Below are 18,339 nucleotides of genomic sequence, written 5' to 3'. Positions count from 1 at the left end.
GGCCTGTGGTCGGCGGCCCCGCGCCCCGCCGACCCCGCGCCCCGGTTCCGCGCGGCGGCACCGTACCGTGGAGGTCGTGTACCGGTTTCTGCTGACGCCCCGCTGGTGGGGGATCAACGTCTTCGTACTGCTGGCCGTGCCCTTCTGCGTCTTCATGGGCTCATGGCAGCTCGGGCGGTTCGAGGACCGGGTGCAGGATCACCGCACCGCCGGTGAACAGGCCGCGTCGGCCAAGACGGCGCCGGCCCGCCCGCTGGCCGAGCTGCTCCCCGTCGACCAGGCGACGTCCGGCGCGCAGGCCACCGCGACCGGCCGGTACGGCAAGCAGCTGCTGGTGCCCGACCGCGAGCTGGACGGCGAGCGCGGCTACTACGTGCTGACCCTGCTGCGCACCGACGGCGGCAAGGCGCTGCCCGTCGTCCGCGGCTGGCTGCCCGGCGACGCCGATCCGGCGAAGGCCCCGGCCGCACCGGCCGGCGAGGTCACCGTCACCGGCGCGCTCCAGGCCAGCGAGAGCCCCGGCCAGGGCGGACTGCCCGCCGGCCAGACGTCCGCCATCAGCTCGGCCTCGCTGGTGAACCTGGTCTCGTACGACGTCTACGACGCGTGGGTCACGCTCGACCGGGCCGACGGCGGGATGAAGGCGGTGCCCGCCACCGCGGCGCAGGGCACGGGCCTGGACCTGAAGGCGTTCCAGAACCTCGGCTACACCGGCGAGTGGTTCGTCTTCGCGGGCTTCGTCGTCTTCATGTGGTTCCGGCTGCTGCGCCGCGAGGCGGAATTCGTCCGGGACGCGGAGCTGGGCCTGGTCCCGGACGCGGCGCCCGCGGAGCCGGCCGGGCAGACCCCGGCCGGTACGTCGGCCCCGTAACCCGCGTCCCTCAGGAGGGCGCTCCCGGTCCGTCAGACCGGGTTCAGCAGCCCCGCCCAGTACACGGTCCCCGCGCACGCGTTGCCGACGGTGACCGAGACCGACACTGAGCCGCCCTCGGAGGTGTGCGACACCAGGACGCTGCCGTCCACCGTGCCGTCCGTCTTGAGGAGCTGGGCCGAGGTGCCGGAGTCGGTGGACGCGCCGCCGTCGGTGGCGCCCTCCGTCGGGGACGGATCGGGCGAGGGCCCGCCGCTCACGGGGCAGGTCTCCGAGGGCACCCAGGCGAACTTGACCACGTACGACGTGCCGGGCCTGAGCACCAGCGAGGCGGCCTCCTGGGCGGGGTCGGGCAGTCCGGCCGCCGCGTCGCCCGCCACGTGCCGGGCCACCGCGATCTTGGACGGGTCGGCCGCGCCCTGCGCGCTCGCGCCGACGCTGCCGGGTCCGGTGACGGTGCAGCCGGTGCCGGAGACGTTCGAGACGGTGAAGGAGCCGTAGACCGCGCCCGCGGCGTCCGGTGCGCCGACGCTCTGCGTGACGTTGCCGAGCTGTCCCGCCGTACAGGCCGCGGTGCCCGCCGCCGACGCGGTCGGATCGGCGCCGCTCGTGGACCCGGCGCTCGCGCCGTTGTCCGCGTCCTGCTTGTCCTTGTCCTTCTCGTCCTTGTCCTTGGACGTGCCGGAGGAGCCGCTGGAGTCCGCGGAGCCGCTCGACTGGCCCTTGCCCTGCTGGCCGCCCTGGGTCTGCTCGCTGTTGCCCGCGATCGACGGGTTGGCGTCCGAGCCCGTGGAGTTGGAGACGTGCACGAGCGCGGGGACGGCCGTGCCGATGAAGAGGGCGGCGGCGGCCATGCCGACGGCGGCCTGGCGCTTGCGGGCCCGGCGGGCCGGTACCGCGCGCCGCAGGTGGTCGAGCGTGCCGTCCGACGGTTCGATCTCCTCGACGGCCTGGTGCAGCAGTCTGCGCAGCGCCAGTTCGTCCGAGGCGAGCCCGTCGGGGGCGTCGTCGTCCGACGCGGTCCCCTGGGGGGCGCGCTCGGCCGGTCCGTTCCCTTCGGGGGCCTGTTCGTCCGGGTGGAGCCCGTCGGGGCCCTGTTCTTCGGGGCCGTGATTCACAGTTCCGTTCCCAGCGTGCGATTGGTTCTGCTCGTGCTCGGGGTGCCCGGACGCGCCGGACGGGTGCTTGCCCTCGTGCCCGCTCATGCCGGTGCCTCCATGGCGACCCGGAGCGCGGCTATCCCGCGCGAGCCGTACGCCTTCACCGACCCGAGCGAGAGCCCGAGGGTCTCGGCGACCTGGGCCTCGGTCATGTCCGCGAAGTAGCGCAGCACCAGGACCTCGCGCTGTCTGCGCTGGAGCCCCTTCATCGCCTTGATCAGCGCGTCCCGCTCCAACTGGTCGTACGCGCCCTCCTCGGCGCTGGCCATGTCGGGCATCGGCTTGGAGAGCAGCTTCAGACCGAGGATGCGCCGGCGCAGGGCCGAGCGCGACAGGTTCACGACGGTCTGGCGCAGATACGCGAGCGTCTTCTCCGGGTCGCGGACGCGCTTGCGCGCGGAGTGCACCCGGATGAAGGCCTCCTGGACCACGTCCTCGCAGGACGCGGTGTCGTCGAGCAGGAGCGCCGCGAGGCCCAGGAGCGAGCGGTAGTGCGCGCGGTAGGTCTCGGTCAGATGGTCGACGGTGGTGCCCGCCGCCGTGCCGTCCTCGGCGCCGTCGCGCTGGTTCGGAAGGCGGGCGGGCCGCGCTGCGGGCATGGGGGCGATCACCGGCATGCCGCCGGGCGTACCGGGGCTGCGGAGTCGGCGGGGTGGACGCAGGGCTGTGCCCCTCGTCTGGACCGCGGTGAATTCGAGTACCTCTGCCACGCCAGTTGGACACGCCGCCCCCCGCCAGGGTTGTACGCATCAGGCATCGCATTTGCGTCAGGCACCCCGTGTGACGATGGGCCGAAAGCCCTCATGCGTACCAGCTCTTCCCTTGTGCCCCGTTTTGTCGTGAAGTTCGCGCACCCCCTGAAGGGCGACCGCAAAGACGCTCCCCGCCCTCCACGCGGTTGCGGAGGGCGGGGAGAAAAATCTTCGGCCGCCCGGGCGCCCCGATTCAAGTGGTCCGGACCAATTGACCGCCCAAAGATTCAGCTGAATCTCAGAATCGGCAAGAACGACACAGATCCTACAAACGAAACCGGCCATGGCCACCGGGATTCCGGCAGGCGGGCACCGCGGGCACAGAATGTGCGTCCTAGAGCCGGTCGCCGCCGGACTCCGCCGCCACCAGCTCCGCGATCTGCGCGGTGTTGAGCGCGGCGCCCTTGCGCAGGTTGTCGCCGCAGACGAAGAACTCGAGCGCGGTGGGGTCGTCGAGCGACCGGCGCACCCGCCCCACCCAGGTCGGGTCGGTGCCCACCACGTCGGCCGGGGTCGGGAACTCCCCGGCGGCCGGATCGTCGAACAGCACGACCCCGGGCGCGGTGGCGAGGATCTCCCGGGCCTTGCCGACGGTGACCTCGCCCTCGAAGCGGGCGTGGACGGTCAGCGAGTGCGTGGTCACGACGGGCACGCGCACGCATGTCACGGCGACCTTGAGCTGCGGCAGCCCCAGGATCTTGCGCGACTCGTTGCGGACCTTCATCTCCTCCGAGGACCAGCCGTCGTCCGCGAGGGAGCCGGCCCAGGGGACCACGTTCAGCGCCACCGGCTCCGGGAACGGCCCCGTCCTGTCCCCCACCGCGCGCCGTACGTCCCCGGGCTTGGTGCCGAGATCCGTCCCCGCGACCAGCGCGAGCTGCTCCCGCAGCGTGTCGACGCCGGTGCGGCCCGCTCCGCTCACCGCCTGGTAGCTGGAGACGACCAGCTCGCGCAGCCCGAACTCGGCGTGCAGCGCGCCCAAAGCGACGATCATGGACAGGGTGGTGCAGTTCGGGTTGGCGATGATGCCGCGCGGCCGCGCCCGGGCGGCGTGCGGATTGACCTCGGGCACCACCAGGGGCACGTCGGGGTGCATCCGGAAGGCGCCGGAGTTGTCGACGACGACGGCGCCCTTGGCGGCGGCGACCGGCGCCCACCGGGCGGCCACGTCGTCGGGTACGTCGAGCATGGCGACGTCGACGCCGTCGAGGGCGTCCTCCGTGAGGGCCGCGACCTCGACCTCCTCGCCGCGCACGGCCAGCTTGCGGCCGGCCGAGCGCGGCGAGGCGAGCAGTCGGATCTCGCCCCAGATGTCCGCGTGCTGGGACAGGATCTGGAGCATGACGGTGCCGACGGCGCCGGTCGCACCCACGACCGCGAGCGTCGGCCGTCCGCTCCGCGAACCGGTCGGGGACATCGTCGGCCCCCCGGTCGGGGACATCAGCGGCCCGTGCCTCCGTAGACGACGGCCTCGTCGCTGTCGGAGTCGAGCCCGAAGGCGGTGTGCACGGCGCGCACGGCCTCGTTGACGTCGTCGGCGCGGGTGACCACCGAGATACGGATCTCGGAGGTCGAGATCAGCTCGATGTTCACGCCGGCGTCGCTGAGCGCCTCGAAGAAGCCCGCGGTGACGCCGGGGTTGGTCTTCATACCGGCGCCGACCAGGGAGATCTTGCCGATCTGGTCGTCGTAGCGCAGCGAGTCGAAGCCGATGGTGTCCTTCGCCCGCTCCAGGGCGTCGATGGCCTTGCGGCCCTCGGTCTTGGGCAGCGTGAAGGAGATGTCCGTCAGGCCCGTGGACGCGGCGGAGACGTTCTGCACCACCATGTCGATGTTGACCTCGGCGTTGGCGATGGCGCGGAAGATGGCGGCGGCCTCGCCCGGCTTGTCCGGGACGCCGACCACCGTGATCTTGGCCTCGGAGGTGTCGTGAGCGACACCGGAGATGATGGCCTGCTCCACCTTCTGGTCCCCTTGCTCTATCGGCTCGTTGCTGACCCACGTGCCCTGGAGCCCGCTGAAGGACGAGCGTACGTGGATCGGGATGTTGTAGCGGCGGGCGTACTCCACACAGCGGTGGAGCAGCACCTTGGAACCGGAGGCGGCGAGCTCCAGCATGTCCTCGAAGGAGATCCAGTCGATCTTCTTCGCCTTCTTCACCACGCGCGGGTCGGCGGTGAACACGCCGTCCACGTCGGTGTAGATCTCGCAGACGTCCGCGTGCAGCGCGGCGGCGAGGGCGACGGCGGTGGTGTCGGACCCGCCGCGGCCGAGCGTGGTGATGTCCTTCTTGTCCTGGGACACGCCCTGGAAACCGGCGACGATGGCGATGTTGCCCTCGTCGACGGAGGTCTGGATACGGCCCGGTGTGACGTCGATGATCCGGGCTTTGTTGTGGACAGAGTCGGTGATGACACCTGCCTGGCTGCCGGTGAAGCTCTGGGCCTCGTGGCCCAGGTTTTTGATCGCCATCGCCAGCAGGGCCATGGAGATCCGCTCTCCGGCGGTCAGCAGCATGTCGAACTCACGTCCGGCAGGCATCGGTGACACCTGCTCGGCGAGATCGATCAGCTCGTCCGTCGTGTCGCCCATCGCGGAAACGACGACGACCACCTGGTGGCCGTTCTTCTTCGCTTCCACGATTCGCTTGGCGACGCGCTTGATGCCTTCGGCATCGGCTACGGAGGAGCCTCCGTACTTCTGCACGACAAGGCCCACGTGCGCTCCTCGCTCAATCCGTCTCTGCACCGCACTGCTGCGGTCGGCTCAGTTTAACGAGCGGCCGGATTTATCCTCCGTGGTATCGCATGGTGAGATGTCCCGCTCACCACATGATCACCTCGGTCCGTCAGGTCACGGGGTCCTTCGGCCGCTCGACTCGGCACCTGCCCGTAGCCGCGGCGGATGACTCGCAAAGTGCGCGGCGTCACACCCGGCCGTACCCACGGCCCCGCCTTCCACACCTTCGCCACGACGTCGCTGACCTGTACGGTCCCGCCCGCGGCCGGACGCAGGGGCGCGTCAACCGGATGCCGCGCCGCCCCACGACCGGGGGACCGCGCCGGAGACGGACGGCGAGGTCAGTCGACCGCGCGCAGCCCCAGCGGGTGGGCGATCTCCTCGGCCATGACCCGGCCCGCCTCCTCGGCGAGGGCGTCCTCGCTGAGGTCCTGGTCGGTGTCGAGGCCGTCGAGCTCCTCCAGCGGCTGGTTCAGCCGGACGTGCGCCACCACCGACTGGAGGGCGCGCAGCGTCGCGGACGCGGTGGAGCCCCAGTTCGAGAAGTAGGAGAACTGCCACCACCACAGCGCCTCGGTGGTACGGCCCGCGCGGTAGTGCGCCATGCCGTGCCGCAGGTCCGTGATCACGTCGGCCAGGTCGTCGGAGATCCGGGCCGGCACGGGCGCCTTGCGGGGCTCGTACGGGTCGAAGACCTCGGAGTAGACGTCGACCGGGTCGAGCATGATCGCGAGGCGCTCGCGCAGCTCGTCCACGTCGGGCTCCGGGCCGAGGTCGGGCTCGTAGCGCTCGTCCGGGACGATGTCCTCGTGCGCGCCGAGCCGGCCGCCCGCCAGGAGCAGCTGGGAGACCTCGAGCAGCAGGAAGGGGACGGCCGAGTCCGGCTCGTCGCCCTTCGCCACCTCGGTGACGGCGACGAGGAAGCTCTCCACCTGGTCCGCGATCTGGACCGCGAAGTCGTCGGGGTCGGGGCTGGTCGCGTGCAGCGTGGCGTCAGACATCTAGGAGTCGTCTCCCCTCGAAGGCGCGGCCGAGTGTGACCTCGTCCGCGTATTCCAGGTCGCCGCCCACCGGGAGGCCGCTGGCCAGGCGGGTGACCTTGAGGCCCATGGGTTTGATCATGCGGGCGAGGTACGTGGCCGTGGCCTCGCCCTCCAGGTTCGGGTCCGTGGCCAGGATCAGCTCGGTGACGGTGCCGTCGGCGAGCCTGGCCAGCAGTTCCCTGATCCGCAGGTCGTCGGGGCCGACGCCCTCGATCGGGCTGATCGCGCCGCCCAGGACGTGGTACTTGCCCCGGAACTCACGCGTCCGCTCGATCGCCACGACGTCCTTCGGCTCCTCGACCACGCAGATGACGGCGAGGTCGCGGCGCGGATCGCGGCAGATGTTGCACAGCTCTTCCTGCGCCACGTTCCCGCAGGTCGCGCAGAAGCGGACCTTGGCCTTGACCTCCATCAGGGCCTGCGCGAGCCGCCGTACGTCCGCCGGCTCCGCCTGGAGGATGTGGAAGGCGATCCGCTGCGCGCTCTTGGGACCGACGCCGGGCAGCCGCCCCAACTCGTCGATGAGGTCCTGGACCACGCCTTCGTACAACGGACTGCCTCTCCTGTCGGGATGGGAACCGGGTCCCGGTCCGTACGGTAGTTGGCCGCCGCCGGTCCGAGGAAGGCGGGCGGGCCCGTGCCGGAGCCGGTGGGCGCCGGAGGTGGATCAGAACGGCAGGCCGGGGATCCCGGAGCCGCCGCCGCCGAGGCCCTGGGCCAGCGGGCCGAGCTTCTGCTGCTGGAGCGTCTGCGCGTTCTCGTTGGCCGCCTGGACCGCCGCGACGACCAGGTCGGCGAGGGTCTCGGTGTCGTCCGGGTCGACCGCCTTCGGGTCGATCTTCAGCGCCCTGAGCTCGCCGGAGCCCGTCACGGTCGCCTTGACCAGGCCGCCGCCCGCCTGGCCCTCGACCTCGGTGCGCGCCAGTTCCTCCTGCGCGTTCGCGAGGTCCTGCTGCATCTTCTGGGCCTGCTGGAGCAGCTGCTGCATGTTGGGCTGGCCACCACCGGGAATCACGATCAGCTCCTGGTTTCGTACGGCTGTATGACGGGTTTTCCCCGTCAGCACGAGCCTACGTGTTCGTGGGGTCCGTCGCCCAAGCACTCTTTCGAGTGAGGCGATGGGGGAGCCTATACCTGATCAAGGACCTCTTCCGGGCGGAAAGGCCCTGAAATCGGACCCGCCGCCACCCATTGGGCGGTAGGAAAGGGGGCGGCGCTTCAGCACCGAACGCCAGCACCAGGCGTCACGCAGGCTTCCTGGGTCCGTCACGCGTCGTCATCAGTAGGGAGTGCCGGGTGAGCCAGCCGGAGATGCAGCCCGAGAGGCCGCCCCAGGACGGACGGGGTGAGGGCGCCGCGGGCCGCCGGCCCGGCGACCTCACCGGGCGGTCGTTCCCGCTCGGCGACTGGGGCGATCCGGCGGAGCGGCTGCACGAGCTGTACCGGTGGGTGGAGCACGGGGCGCTCGACACGACCTCCTACTACCTCGCCGACCGCGCGTGGAAGCGCCGCGGGGCGCGCGCCCTGCGGGCGGGAGCCGCGGCCGGCGCGTTCGCCGGGGCGGCGCTGCCGCTGCTCGACCTGACCGGCGTGATCAGCGGCGTGGCCGCCTGGGGTTACCTCTCGCTGCTGCTCGGCGTCGCCTGTGTCGCGGGGGACCGTTTCTTCGGACTCACCTCCGGGTGGATGCGGGACGTCGCGACCGCCCAGGCCGTGCAGCGCCGGCTCCAGGTGCTCCAGTTCGACTGGGCGACGGAGTGCGTACGGGAGGTCCTGGGGCCGGCCGAGGGGACGGCCGGAGAGGCCGCGGAGCGGTGCCTCGGGGTGCTGCGGCGGTTCTCGGAGGACGTGACCGAGCTGGTCCGGGCGGAGACCGCGGACTGGATGGTGGAGTTCCGCACCGGCCCCGCCCCGCTGGGCATGCAGGCGTCCGTGACCGGCCCGCCCCGCACCGCGGCCACCGCGCCGAACCGCTTCCAGGTGCCGCCGCCGAACGGCCGCCCGAACATGCCCCGCCAGCGCCCGCCCGAGCCCCGCTGAGACCACCGGAAGACCGGGAAGCCCGGGCAACCCGGCAGGCCGGCTAGGGCGTGTTGCGAAAGTCCCGCCTGCCGCGCGACGCCATGCACGCCCTAACCCTCGCCGCAGATCCGCAGTCCCACCGCCGTGCCGCAGGACAGATGGCCGTGCGTGGTGACGACGTCCTGGCCGCTGCCGTCGCTGAGGTACGCCAGGAAGCTGGAGGCGAGGGAGTCGGCGGGCGGACTGCCGTAGGTGTAGGCGTACTCGATCTCCCGGTACGGGTACGCCGTGGAGCCGTGCTCCAGGTCCTCGACGGACGCCTGGTGGCCGTCGAGGGAGAGCCTGTGCAGGCCCTTGCGGCCGGTGGCGGCGTTGAGCTCGCTGTAGCCGACCGCGCCGGGCAGCCGGGCCACCGTGCTCAGCACCTGGTCGGTCGAGTCCAGCTCGCAGCGCGCCACGGGCGCGGTTACGTCGTCCTTGTGGACGCAGTCCTGCGAGGAGTGGGCGATCTCGCCGCGGCCCAGCACCCGGCGCTGGAAGACCTGCCGGGTACCTGAGTTCGCGTCCCGGCTGACCAGCCGCACGGGCAGGTCGGGGCCGCCGAGGTCCCGCCAGTTGCGGACCTCGCCGTGGTAGAGGCGCAGCACGTCGGCCCGGGAGAGGTTCTTCAGCGGGATGCCGTCGTTGACAACCAGCGTGAACACCGACACCGCGACCCGGTTCTCCCGCAGCGCGGGCAGGCCGTCCGGCTTCGGGCCGTCGGAGAGGACGACGACGGCGGGCGAACTCGTGCCCGCCGCGGCGCCCTGCGCGGCGAGGTCGCGCAGTCCGGCCGTGCTGCCGTGCGCGTCGACCTCGATGTCGGCGCCCTCGCAGTCCCGCTCGTACTTGTCGGCCAGCTCCCGCATCACGGGCGCGAAGGCCGTCGAACCGGTCACCTTCAGCTCGCCCCGCTCGCAGCCGATCGGCGGCGGGGTGTCGTCCCGGACGACGACGATGGCGGCGAGCGTGACCACGCACACCGTCAGCAGCACGGTGATCAGCCGGGAGGCGCGGCTGAACAGCGGCGCCTTGTCGTCCGGCGTCGTGCTGCGGTTCGGTCTCACCTCACCGCCGAGGATGCCGCCGACGAGCCGGATCGGGCGGCCCACGTCGCCGCCCGACAGCAGTACGAGGAGCTTGAAGTGCTCGCCCCGGTTGAGCGGGACGCGCGGGATGCGCAGGGTGCCGTCCTGGTAGCCGAACCCGGCGGACGCGGTGAAGTGGCCCATCAGATGGTCGACGCCGTCCGGCTGGGTCACGGAGACCCCGCGGATCGTGCGGTCCGTGAACACCGCCGTCAGACCGTGCAGTTCACGCGCGGTGTAGTCGGCGTCGCCGATGCTCTGCGAGCCGTCGTTCTCTATCCGCAGCAGTACGAGCGTCGCGTCGCTCATCCCGGGCGCCTCGTCGAACCACCCGAGCCGCGCGTTGGTCCGCCCCGACCGCACGTCGTCGCCGATCGGGTTGTCCATCTGCACCCGGTAACCAATGCGCTTGCGCCGGGGCACCCGCCGCTCGTACCAGACCATCCCCGCGGACGCCACGATGCCGACGACGGCCGTCGCCACCGCCACCACGTTCTCCGCGCTCAGCCAATCCACTCCGGCCACTCCCCCGAGCCGCGCCTGAACCGTTCCGAACGGTGCGGTCACGGTAGGCCCGGCGGGGGAACGCCCGGCGTACGCCGGGTGAAGAGCGCCCCCCCGGTGACCGGCGCTATTCCTTGGTGTAGGTGAGCTCCTCGCCGGTCTGGGTGTTCACGCGGCGCAGCCGGCCGTCCGGGAGGAGGGTCACCTGCGAGGCGGCGCCCGGTGTGCAGGAAGTGGCGGGCTCGCCGACGACGACCTCGGAGGGGCCGATCTCCAGCGGGCCGTCCGCCGCCGGTTCCCCGGTCAGCTCGGCCCGGAACTCGCAGTGGTAGGTGCCGTCGTCGGCCGGGCCCTCGGCGACGAGCGTGAGGACCGCGTCACCGACCTCGCCCTGCTGGATGACGAGTTGGCGGGTGCTGTGCCCCGCCCCGCTGTCGATGCTGCCGCTCCAGGTGCCGAGGTACCCCTCGGGTATCCCGCCGGCCGCCGTCGCCGTCGGGGTCGCCGTCGGCGAGGGCGACCCGGACGCGGCGGTCGTCGGGCCCGGCTCCGGCGACGCGGACGTGCCGGCCTCCGGCGACACCTCGTTGTCGGCCCGGCCGCCGCCCGTACCGTTGTTCATCAGCGCGTACACCGAGCCGCCCGCGCCCAGCGCGACGACCAGGGCGACCGCGACCAGCGCCGCCGTGGAACGCCCGCTGCGCCGCTCGGGCTGCGGCGGCTGCGGTGCGTGCGGTCCCTGCGGGGCGTACGCGGAGGACGGGCCGCCCTGCGGGTAGCCGTAGCCGTACCCGGGGGGCTGCGGCTGCGCGTACGGGTTCGGGTGCTGGGCGCTCGGGTGCTGGGGGTGCTGCTGCGGGTAGCCGTAGGCGGGCGGGGGCGTCCGTCCCGGGGCGGCGGCGTTCACGTAGGTGGGCCGGTGGCCGTGCGGGGCCTGCTGCCCGGCGGCCGGCGGCGCCACGGCGTCGGGGGCGTCCGGGGCGGTGGCGTGCTCGGGGGGTGTCTCGTCGGAGGGCGCTCCGTCGGGGCGCGCGGCGGGGTGTCCTGCGGGATGCCCTACGGGAGCTCCTACGGGATTCCCTACGGGGCCGGAGGCGGCGGCGCCTGTACCCGCACCGGCGGCGGTCGCGCCCGCACCCGCGCCCGGGCCCGTACCTGCGCCTGCGGCCGCCGCGTCCGTGTCCGAGGTGGCCGCGGCTGCTCCCGGCCGCTCGGACACCGTAGGCGCCTCGGCTCCCGCGGGCGTCACACCCGGCGCACCCGGCGCACCCGGCACACCCGACGCACCCGCCACGCCCCGCTCGCGCGGCTCGTCCCGCGCTCCCGGCTCCTCCCGCTCGTCCGGATCCTCGGTGTCGAGCAACTGGACCGCGTGGCGGCCGAGTTGGGCCACCAGTGCGCTCGGCAGCCAGGGGTCGCGGGTCCGGCCGCCGGAGACCGTGTCCTCCGCGCCCGTGCGCTCCAGGATCCGGTCGAGCGCGGGCCGGGCGGCGGGGTCCTTGTGCAGACAGTCACGGACGAGGTCGGTGAGCGACTCGGGCAGGCCCGTGAGGTCGGGTTCCTCCTGCGCGATGCGGAACATCAGCGCGTGCACCCCGCTGTCGGCGCTGCCGAACGGCAGCTTCCCGGTGGCGGCGTACACGAGCACCGAGCCCAGGCAGAAGACGTCGCAGGCGGGGGTGATGCGGTCGCCGCGGATCTGCTCGGGCGCCATGAACCCGGGCGATCCGACGAGCGCGCCGGTCCGGGTGAGCCCGCTGTCGGTGACGGTCTGCAGGGCCCGCGCGATGCCGAAGTCGATGACCCGGGGGCCGTCGATCGTGACGAGCACGTTGGAGGGCTTGAGGTCGCGGTGGATGAGCCCGGCGGCGTGGATGTCGCGCAGCGCGTGCGCGAGCCCCGCGGCGAGTATCCGCACCGACCGCTCGGGCAGGGCGCCGTGGTCGTGCCCCACGACGGTGCCCAGGGTGGGCCCGGCGACGTATCCGGTGGCCACCCACGGGACCGGTGCCTCCGTGTCCGCGTCGAGCACGGGTGCCGTCCAGTGGCCGCCGACGCGCCGCGCCGCCTGCACCTCCTGCCGGAAGCGGGCCCGGAACTCCTCGCGTTCGGCGAGCTCACGGCGGACGAGCTTCACCGCGACGGTGCGTCCTCGGGCGGACCGCGCCAGGAAGACCTGGCCCATCCCGCCGGCACCGAGCCGCGCCAGCAGCCGGTAGTCCCCGATCCGCTGTGGATCCCCGGCCCCCAGCTTCTCCATCGCCGCGCCACCCTCCCCCGTACGTCAGCGTCAGCCAGAGAATAGTGGGGGGTGGCGAGTCCTGGGGCCGCCGCCGGGTCCGGGAGCTCCGCTCACGCGCGACACCCTGTCGCGGAAACCCCCCGAGCGCAGACAGGACGCCGATGTCGCGGGCGCGTGGCGGACATTTACCCTCGCCGCATGACCCCTCAGCCCTCACCCCAGTCCTCCTCCCGGCCCGCTCCCCAGCCCTCTCCGCGGGCCGGTGCCGCCGTGAAGGCCGCCGACCGTGCGCACGTGTTCCACTCCTGGTCCGCGCAGGAGCTCATCGACCCGCTCGCCGTGGCCGGCGCGGAGGGTTCGTACTTCTGGGACTACGACGGCAACCGGTACCTGGACTTCACCAGCGGGCTCGTCTTCACCAACATCGGCTACCAGCATCCGAAGGTCGTCGCGGCGATCCAGGAGCAGGCCGCGACCATGACGACGTTCGCGCCCGCCTTCGCGGTCGAGGCGCGGTCGGAGGCGGCGCGGCTGATCGCCGAGCGGACCCCGGGCGACCTGGACAAGATCTTCTTCACCAACGCCGGGGCCGACGCCGTCGAGCACGCCGTCCGGATGGCCCGGCTGCACACGGGCCGGCCGAAGGTGCTGTCCGCGTACCGCTCGTACCACGGCGGCACCCAGCAGGCCGTCAACCTCACCGGCGACCCGCGCCGCTGGGCCTCCGACAGCGGCACGGCGGGCGTCGTGCGCTTCTGGGCGCCGTTCCTGTACCGCAGCCGCTTCTACGCGGAGACGGAGCAGCAGGAGTGCGAGCGGGCGCTCCAGCATCTTGAGGACACGATCGCCTTCGAGGGGCCCGGGACCGTCGCCGCCGTCCTCCTCGAGACCATCCCGGGGACCGCGGGCATCATGGTCCCGCCGCCCGGCTATCTCGCCGGGGTCCGCGAGATCTGCGACCGGTACGGGATCGTCTTCGTCCTCGACGAGGTGATGGCCGGGTTCGGGCGTACGGGTCAGTGGTTCGCCGCCGGTCTCTCCGGGGTCGTGCCGGACCTGATGACCTTCGCCAAGGGCGTGAACTCCGGGTACGTGCCGCTGGGCGGTGTCGCCATCTCGGGCGCGATCGCGGAGACCTTCGCCCGGCGGCCCTACCCGGGCGGCCTCACGTACTCCGGGCACCCGCTGGCCTGTGCCGCCGCCGTCGCCACCCTGAACGTGATGGCGCAGGAGGACATCGTCGGGCAGGCCGCGCGGATCGGCGCGGACGTCCTCGGACCCGGGCTGCGCGAGCTGGCCGCGCGTCACCCGAGCGTGGGCGAGGTCCGCGGCACCGGCGTCTTCTGGGCGCTGGAGCTGGTCCGCGACCGGGAGACCCGCGAGCCGCTGGTGCCGTACAACGCCTCGGGCGAGGCGAACGCCCCGATGGCCGCGTTCGGCGCCGCGGCCAGGAAGCACGGCCTGTGGCCCTTCATCAACATGAACCGCACCCATGTCGTGCCCCCGTGCAACATCACCGAGGCCGAGGCGAAGGAAGGGCTCGCGGCCCTCGACGCGGCGCTCTCGGCGGCGGACGAGCACACGGTCTGACCCGCCCGCGCCCGCTCCTTCCGTCCCTTTCACTGAGGTCCCGGGAACCCCACCGCGTAAGGTGACGTGCTCGTAGATGAACTCGAAGACGTACTCGTACCCGAAAGACGTCGGCGAGCGGACGACCACGTACCCGTACGCGATGGGGGAGCCAGACACGATGCCCGGCAGCGGCGCCGTAACCCGTAGCACCCTGCGGCAGCAGCTCGCGGACGCGCTCCGCGACGAGGTGCTGGCCGGCCGGCTCCAGCCGGGGCAGGAATTCACGGTGAAGGAGATCGCCGAGCAGTACGGCGTCTCCGCGACCCCCGTCCGCGAGGCCCTGGTCGACCTGTCGGCGCAGGGCCTCCTGGACGCGGTGCAGCACCGGGGCTTCCGGGTCCACGAGTACGACCTCGACGACTTCCGCGGCATGGTCGAGGCGCGCAGCATGATCACGGACGGGATGTTCCGCAGGCTCGCCGACGGGCTGCTGAAGGACGAGGACGACGCGGCGCGCGCCCTCGCCGTGCTCTTGGGGGTCCGCCGCCGCGGCGAGGAGGCGCAGCGCGCCGCCGCCGCGGGCGAGCTGAACGTCCTCATCGGCTACGACCTGCGCTTCTGGCGCGAGCTGAGCCTGCTGTTCGGCAACCCCTACCTGGCCGACTTCCTGCACCGGCTGCGCGTGCAGTCCTGGGTCTGCACCGTGCAGCACCTGCGGCGCCTCGCGGACCTGCGCGGGGAGCTGTGGGCCGGGCACACGGAGCTGTGCGACGCGCTGGCGCGCCGCGAGGCGGAGCGGGCGCAGTCGATCGTCACCGCGTACAACGCGCACTCCCTGGCCCTGATCGAGCGGCTGGCGGCCGGATGAGCGCGCCGCAGGGCTCCGGCGTCATGGAGGGCACCCGCGCCGGCGGCGTCGACCTGACGGTGGTCGTGCCCGCGTACAACGAGGAGCGGCGGCTCGGTCCGACGCTGGACGCGATCACCGCGCACCTCGGCGGCAGCGAGGGCCGGTTCGGGACCTGGGAGCTGGTCGTCGTGGACGACGGCTCGACCGACGGGACCCGGGACGTGGTCGGGGAGCGCACCGCACGCGACCGCCGGGTGCAGCTCGTCACCAGCCCGCACAACCGCGGCAAGGGGCACGCGCTGCGCCTCGGGGTGGCCGCCTCGCGCGGGCGCCGGGTGCTGATCACGGACGCCGACCTGGCGGCCCCGATCGAGGAGCTGGAACGCCTCGACAAGGCGCTCGCCGACGGGCGGGCGGCGGCGATCGGCTCACGGGCCACGCCGGGCGCCCGGATCGAGCACCACCAGCACCGGCTGCGCGAGCTGCTCGGCCGGGCCGGCAACCTCCTCATACGCCGGATAGCCGTGCCCGGCATCCGCGACACCCAGTGCGGCTTCAAGCTCTTCGACGGCGACCGCGCCCGTACGGCGTTCGCCGCCTCCCGGCTCAACGGCTGGGGCATCGACGTCGAGGTGCTCCAGCACTTCCGCCGCTCCGGCTGGCCGGTCGCCGAGGTCCCGGTGCGCTGGGCGCACCAGCCGGGGTCCAAGGTACGGCCGCTGGACTACGGCCGTGTCCTCGCCGAGCTGACCGTGCTGAAGGCGCGCTCGGCCGGCCCCGCCGACCTCCTGGCCGGGGCCCTCTTCCTGCTGATGGCGGTGGCCCTCTACGCCGGCCGCTGGACGGACCCCGACGGCCGCTACCTGCCGGACTCGCTCCAGGACCAGAACCAGTGGGAGTGGTTCTTCGCGGTCACCGCCGACAACCTCCGGCATCTGCACAACCCGCTCTTCACCGACCTCCAGGGCTATCCGGACGGCGTGAACCTGATGGCCAACACGGTCATGCTGGGTCTGTCGGTGCCCTTCGCGCCGGTCACGCTGCTGCTCGGCCCGGCGTTCGCCCTCAACCTGGTGATGACGCTCGGCCTGGCCGCCACGGCCGCCGCCTGGTACTGGCTGATCGTGCGGCGGGTCACCCGGCAGCGCGGCGCGGCCTTCCTCGGCGCGGCGCTCGCCGCCTTCGCGCCCCCGATGGTCAGCCACGCCAACGCGCACCCGAACTTCATGATCCTGTTCATGATCCCGCTGATCGTCGACCGTGCGCTGCGGCTCTGCGCGGGCACCCGGGTGGTCCGCGACGGGGTCGTCCTCGGGCTGATGGCGACGTACCAGATCTTCCTCGGCGAGGAGCCGCTGCTGCTCGCGGCGATGGGCATGGTGCTCTTCGCGCTCGCCTACGCCGCCGCCCGCCGCGACGTGGTCAAGGCGTCGTGGCGACCGCTGGGCAAGGGCCTGGCGCTGGCGGCGGCCGTCTGCCTGCCGCTCATCGCCTTCCCGCTGTACTGGCAGTTCGCCGGGCCGCAGAGCTACCACAGCGTGCTGCACGGCGACAACGCGGGCAACAGCCCGCTGGCCCTGCTGTCCTTCGCCGAGCGCTCGCTCGTCGCCGGGAACGCCGACACCGCCGACGCGCTCTCCCTCAACCCCACCGAGCAGAACGCGTTCTACGGCTGGCCGCTCGCCGCCCTCGCCTTCGCGATCACCGTACGGCTCTGGAAGCGCCCGCTGGTCAAGGCGCTCGCGTTCACCGTGCTCGCGGCGGCCCTGCTGTCGCTGGGTCCCGAGTTCCGCATCCCGCTGACGGACATCGTGCTGCCGGGCCCCTGGGCGCTGCTGTCGGACAAGCCCCTGTTCGAGTCGGTCATCGAGGGCCGGGTCGCGATGATCTGCGCGCCCGCCCTCGGCATCCTGCTGGCCCTCGCCTTCGAGCGCCTGGTCCGCACCCGCAGCCTCGCCGTCCAGTACGTCGGCATGGTCGCCGTCGCCGCCGCGCTGCTCCCGCTGATTCCCGCGCCGCTGAAGTCCGTGGACCGCGTGGACGTCCCGGCCTTCGTCGCCGACGGGACCTGGAAGCGCTACGTCGGCGAGGGCGAGTCGCTGGTGCCCGTACCGCTGCCCGACCCGGGCGACGCGGAGGCGCTGCACTGGCAGACGAAGGCCCATCTCGGCTTCCACCTGCCGGGCGGCTACTTCAACGGCCCCTACGGCGAGGACCGCACCGGCATCTACGGCGCCTCGCCCCGCTACACCTCCAACCTGCTGCGGGACGTGCGCTACGGCGGCACCAAGCCCGTCATCGGCAAGAACTGGCGGGCCCAGGCGCGCGCCGACTTCACGTACTGGCGGGCGGGCGTGCTGGTACTGGCCCCGCAGGCGCGCCAGGACGAGCTGCGCAAGACGGTGGAGGAGCTGGTGGGACACCCCGGGACCTGGCGGGACGGGGTGTGGTTCTGGGACCTGGACGGGCACGGGAACTACGTCCCGTCCGGCGTTTGAGGACCCGCCCCGCGGGCGATGCGGAAGGTGTGGCCAAAGCACGTACCGGCCGGAGTTGTGCACGGGGATCTCCCCCGGGCCGCCGCGCGCATTACGCTTCCCAGACCATGTGCCGTGCCGCCTCCGCGGGGCGCACCGGATCCGCGCAAGGAACCAGAGGAGTCTGACTGTTGGCCTGTGACCTGTGGCTGGTCCCGCTCGTCGACGTCTTGTGCCACACCCCCGACAACCCCTTCGCCGACGAACTCGCGCTCTACGACAAGGTGCTGGGTGAGGCCGGACTGCCGCCGGTCCCCGTCTTCGCGTACATGCCCGGTCTCTCGGGCGAGGTGGCCCCGGTCGCGGGCTTCGACTACGACGCGCTGCACTTCCTGCGCCGCGCGTACCTGCTCCAGATGTGCGGCCTCGCGGTGACCCCGGTGGACGAGCTGGGCGGCGACTACGAGCAGCTGCTCGAGATGTTCGAGACCAACGCCCAGCAGTCGCACCTCGTCTGGCACTACGACCACGCGGGCGCCTACGTGCCGGTCGACTTCCCGCACCCGCTCTCCAACGACGAGCTGCTGGCCGGCGGCGGCCCGCTGGGCTCCTCGCACGTCCTGCTGCGGGAGCTGGAGTTCGTCGCCCCGTCCATCGGCATCGACCCGGCCAACCCGCCCGCGCCGCCCCAGGCCCCGCCGAACCCGACGGAGCTGGAGGAGCCGGCCGCGCCCGCGCCCCACGACGACAGCCCCTTCGCCCGGGAACGGCACGTCTGGCTGGGCCTGCACGCGGCGGCGACCCGGAGCCTGGCCCAGGGCTCGATGATCATCTTCAGCTGAGCGCGCGGACGGAACGGAGAAGGGGCGGGTGCCCGGCCGGGCCCCCCCCCCCCCCACCGCGCGCCAAGGCCGGCTTCCCACAGTGTGGGTGGTAATAAAAAAAGACCCGGGCGCCCCGACGGGGGGGGGTGGTGAGGG

General features: G+C 72.8%; 15 protein-coding genes. 6 read left to right on the top strand and 9 right to left on the bottom strand.

Annotated elements, in window-relative coordinates; all coding sequences use genetic code 11:
* Nucleotides 1–76: 76 nt before the first annotated feature.
* A complete protein-coding gene (locus tag ACFV6E_RS05995; protein WP_385459610.1) occupies nucleotides 77–871 on the top strand; it encodes an SURF1 family protein in 795 nt (264 codons plus the stop codon).
* A gap of 32 nt (nucleotides 872–903) precedes the next feature.
* Here ACFV6E_RS05995 and ACFV6E_RS05990 read toward each other — a convergent pair whose 3' ends face one another.
* From ACFV6E_RS05990 to ACFV6E_RS05960, 7 genes are all read right to left on the bottom strand, one after another.
* Nucleotides 904–2,076: a hypothetical protein gene (locus ACFV6E_RS05990; RefSeq protein WP_385162090.1), complete on the bottom strand. Its 1,173-nt coding sequence runs from the start codon at nucleotides 2,074–2,076 to the stop codon at nucleotides 904–906.
* Nucleotides 2,073–2,648: a SigE family RNA polymerase sigma factor gene (locus ACFV6E_RS05985; RefSeq protein ID WP_385162092.1), complete on the bottom strand. Its 576-nt coding sequence runs from the start codon at nucleotides 2,646–2,648 to the stop codon at nucleotides 2,073–2,075. The genes ACFV6E_RS05990 and ACFV6E_RS05985 overlap by 4 nt, the downstream gene beginning before the upstream one ends.
* 469 nt (nucleotides 2,649–3,117) lie before the next feature.
* Nucleotides 3,118–4,200: an aspartate-semialdehyde dehydrogenase gene (locus tag ACFV6E_RS05980; RefSeq protein ID WP_385459628.1), complete on the bottom strand. Its 1,083-nt coding sequence runs from the start codon at nucleotides 4,198–4,200 to the stop codon at nucleotides 3,118–3,120.
* 23 nt (nucleotides 4,201–4,223) lie between these two features.
* Entirely contained in the window at nucleotides 4,224–5,501 is a 1,278-nt protein-coding gene (locus tag ACFV6E_RS05975) for an aspartate kinase (protein ID WP_385162094.1), read from the bottom strand.
* 362 nt (nucleotides 5,502–5,863) lie between these two features.
* Complete coding sequence (locus tag ACFV6E_RS05970; protein WP_385162096.1) at nucleotides 5,864–6,523, bottom strand: DUF5063 domain-containing protein; 660 nt, start codon at nucleotides 6,521–6,523, stop codon at nucleotides 5,864–5,866.
* Nucleotides 6,516–7,115: a recombination mediator RecR gene (gene recR / locus ACFV6E_RS05965; protein ID WP_385162098.1), complete on the bottom strand. Its 600-nt coding sequence runs from the start codon at nucleotides 7,113–7,115 to the stop codon at nucleotides 6,516–6,518. Before recR ends, ACFV6E_RS05970 begins: the two co-directional genes overlap by 8 nt.
* Nucleotides 7,116–7,232: 117 nt before the next feature.
* Nucleotides 7,233–7,580 carry a YbaB/EbfC family nucleoid-associated protein gene (locus tag ACFV6E_RS05960; RefSeq protein ID WP_266770021.1) on the bottom strand — a complete coding sequence of 116 codons (348 nt, stop codon included), beginning with the start codon at nucleotides 7,578–7,580 and terminating at the stop codon, nucleotides 7,233–7,235.
* A gap of 281 nt (nucleotides 7,581–7,861) precedes the next feature.
* On the opposite strand from ACFV6E_RS05960, the gene ACFV6E_RS05955 reads away from it, so the two are divergent.
* Nucleotides 7,862–8,605, top strand: coding sequence for an SLATT domain-containing protein (locus ACFV6E_RS05955; RefSeq protein ID WP_385459608.1), 744 nt, complete (start codon nucleotides 7,862–7,864; stop codon nucleotides 8,603–8,605).
* Nucleotides 8,606–8,697: 92 nt separating this feature from the next.
* On the opposite strand, the gene ACFV6E_RS05950 is transcribed toward ACFV6E_RS05955, so the two are convergent.
* Both ACFV6E_RS05950 and ACFV6E_RS05945 read right to left on the bottom strand, forming a co-directional pair.
* Entirely contained in the window at nucleotides 8,698–10,230 is a 1,533-nt protein-coding gene (locus ACFV6E_RS05950; RefSeq protein ID WP_385162102.1) for a substrate-binding domain-containing protein, read from the bottom strand.
* A gap of 115 nt (nucleotides 10,231–10,345) precedes the next feature.
* The gene (locus ACFV6E_RS05945; protein ID WP_385459606.1) at nucleotides 10,346–12,478 is read right to left on the bottom strand and encodes a serine/threonine-protein kinase; all 2,133 of its coding nucleotides are present in this window, start codon (nucleotides 12,476–12,478) and stop codon (nucleotides 10,346–10,348) included.
* Between the two features lie 180 nt (nucleotides 12,479–12,658).
* Here ACFV6E_RS05945 and ACFV6E_RS05940 point away from each other — a divergent pair, with 180 nt between their 5' ends.
* From ACFV6E_RS05940 to ACFV6E_RS05925, 4 genes are all read left to right on the top strand, one after another.
* Nucleotides 12,659–14,050, top strand: coding sequence for an aspartate aminotransferase family protein (locus ACFV6E_RS05940; RefSeq protein WP_385162106.1), 1,392 nt, complete (start codon nucleotides 12,659–12,661; stop codon nucleotides 14,048–14,050).
* 160 nt (nucleotides 14,051–14,210) lie between these two features.
* Nucleotides 14,211–14,900 carry a GntR family transcriptional regulator gene (locus ACFV6E_RS05935; protein ID WP_385162199.1) on the top strand — a complete coding sequence of 230 codons (690 nt, stop codon included), beginning with the start codon at nucleotides 14,211–14,213 and terminating at the stop codon, nucleotides 14,898–14,900.
* Nucleotides 14,897–17,380, top strand: coding sequence for a glycosyltransferase (locus ACFV6E_RS05930; protein ID WP_385162108.1), 2,484 nt, complete (start codon nucleotides 14,897–14,899; stop codon nucleotides 17,378–17,380). Before ACFV6E_RS05935 ends, ACFV6E_RS05930 begins: the two co-directional genes overlap by 4 nt.
* Nucleotides 17,381–17,550: 170 nt before the next feature.
* Entirely contained in the window at nucleotides 17,551–18,201 is a 651-nt protein-coding gene (locus ACFV6E_RS05925; protein ID WP_385162110.1) for a hypothetical protein, read from the top strand.
* Nucleotides 18,202–18,339: the final 138 nt, after the last annotated feature.

This window comes from Streptomyces sp. NPDC059785, assembly GCF_042732375.1.
Lineage (GTDB): Bacteria > Actinomycetota > Actinomycetes > Streptomycetales > Streptomycetaceae > Streptomyces.
Note: the sequence above shows the minus strand (reverse complement) of the source record. Positions and strands in the feature narration are given on the sequence as shown.

What these genes read in the sequence shown, in the direction of transcription:
- ACFV6E_RS05930 (WP_385162108.1), top strand. Translation starts at nt 14,897, where the DNA reads ATGAGCGCGCCGCAGGGCTCCGGCGTCATGGAGGGCACCCGCGCCGGC.
- ACFV6E_RS05980 (WP_385459628.1), bottom strand. Translation starts at nt 4,200, where the DNA reads ATGTCCCCGACCGGTTCGCGGAGCGGACGGCCGACGCTCGCGGTCGTG.
- ACFV6E_RS05990 (WP_385162090.1), bottom strand. Translation starts at nt 2,076, where the DNA reads ATGAGCGGGCACGAGGGCAAGCACCCGTCCGGCGCGTCCGGGCACCCC.
- ACFV6E_RS05940 (WP_385162106.1), top strand. Translation starts at nt 12,659, where the DNA reads ATGACCCCTCAGCCCTCACCCCAGTCCTCCTCCCGGCCCGCTCCCCAG.
- ACFV6E_RS05970 (WP_385162096.1), bottom strand. Translation starts at nt 6,523, where the DNA reads ATGTCTGACGCCACGCTGCACGCGACCAGCCCCGACCCCGACGACTTC.
- ACFV6E_RS05945 (WP_385459606.1), bottom strand. Translation starts at nt 12,478, where the DNA reads ATGGAGAAGCTGGGGGCCGGGGATCCACAGCGGATCGGGGACTACCGG.
- ACFV6E_RS05985 (WP_385162092.1), bottom strand. Translation starts at nt 2,648, where the DNA reads ATGCCGGTGATCGCCCCCATGCCCGCAGCGCGGCCCGCCCGCCTTCCG.
- ACFV6E_RS05935 (WP_385162199.1), top strand. Translation starts at nt 14,211, where the DNA reads ATGCCCGGCAGCGGCGCCGTAACCCGTAGCACCCTGCGGCAGCAGCTC.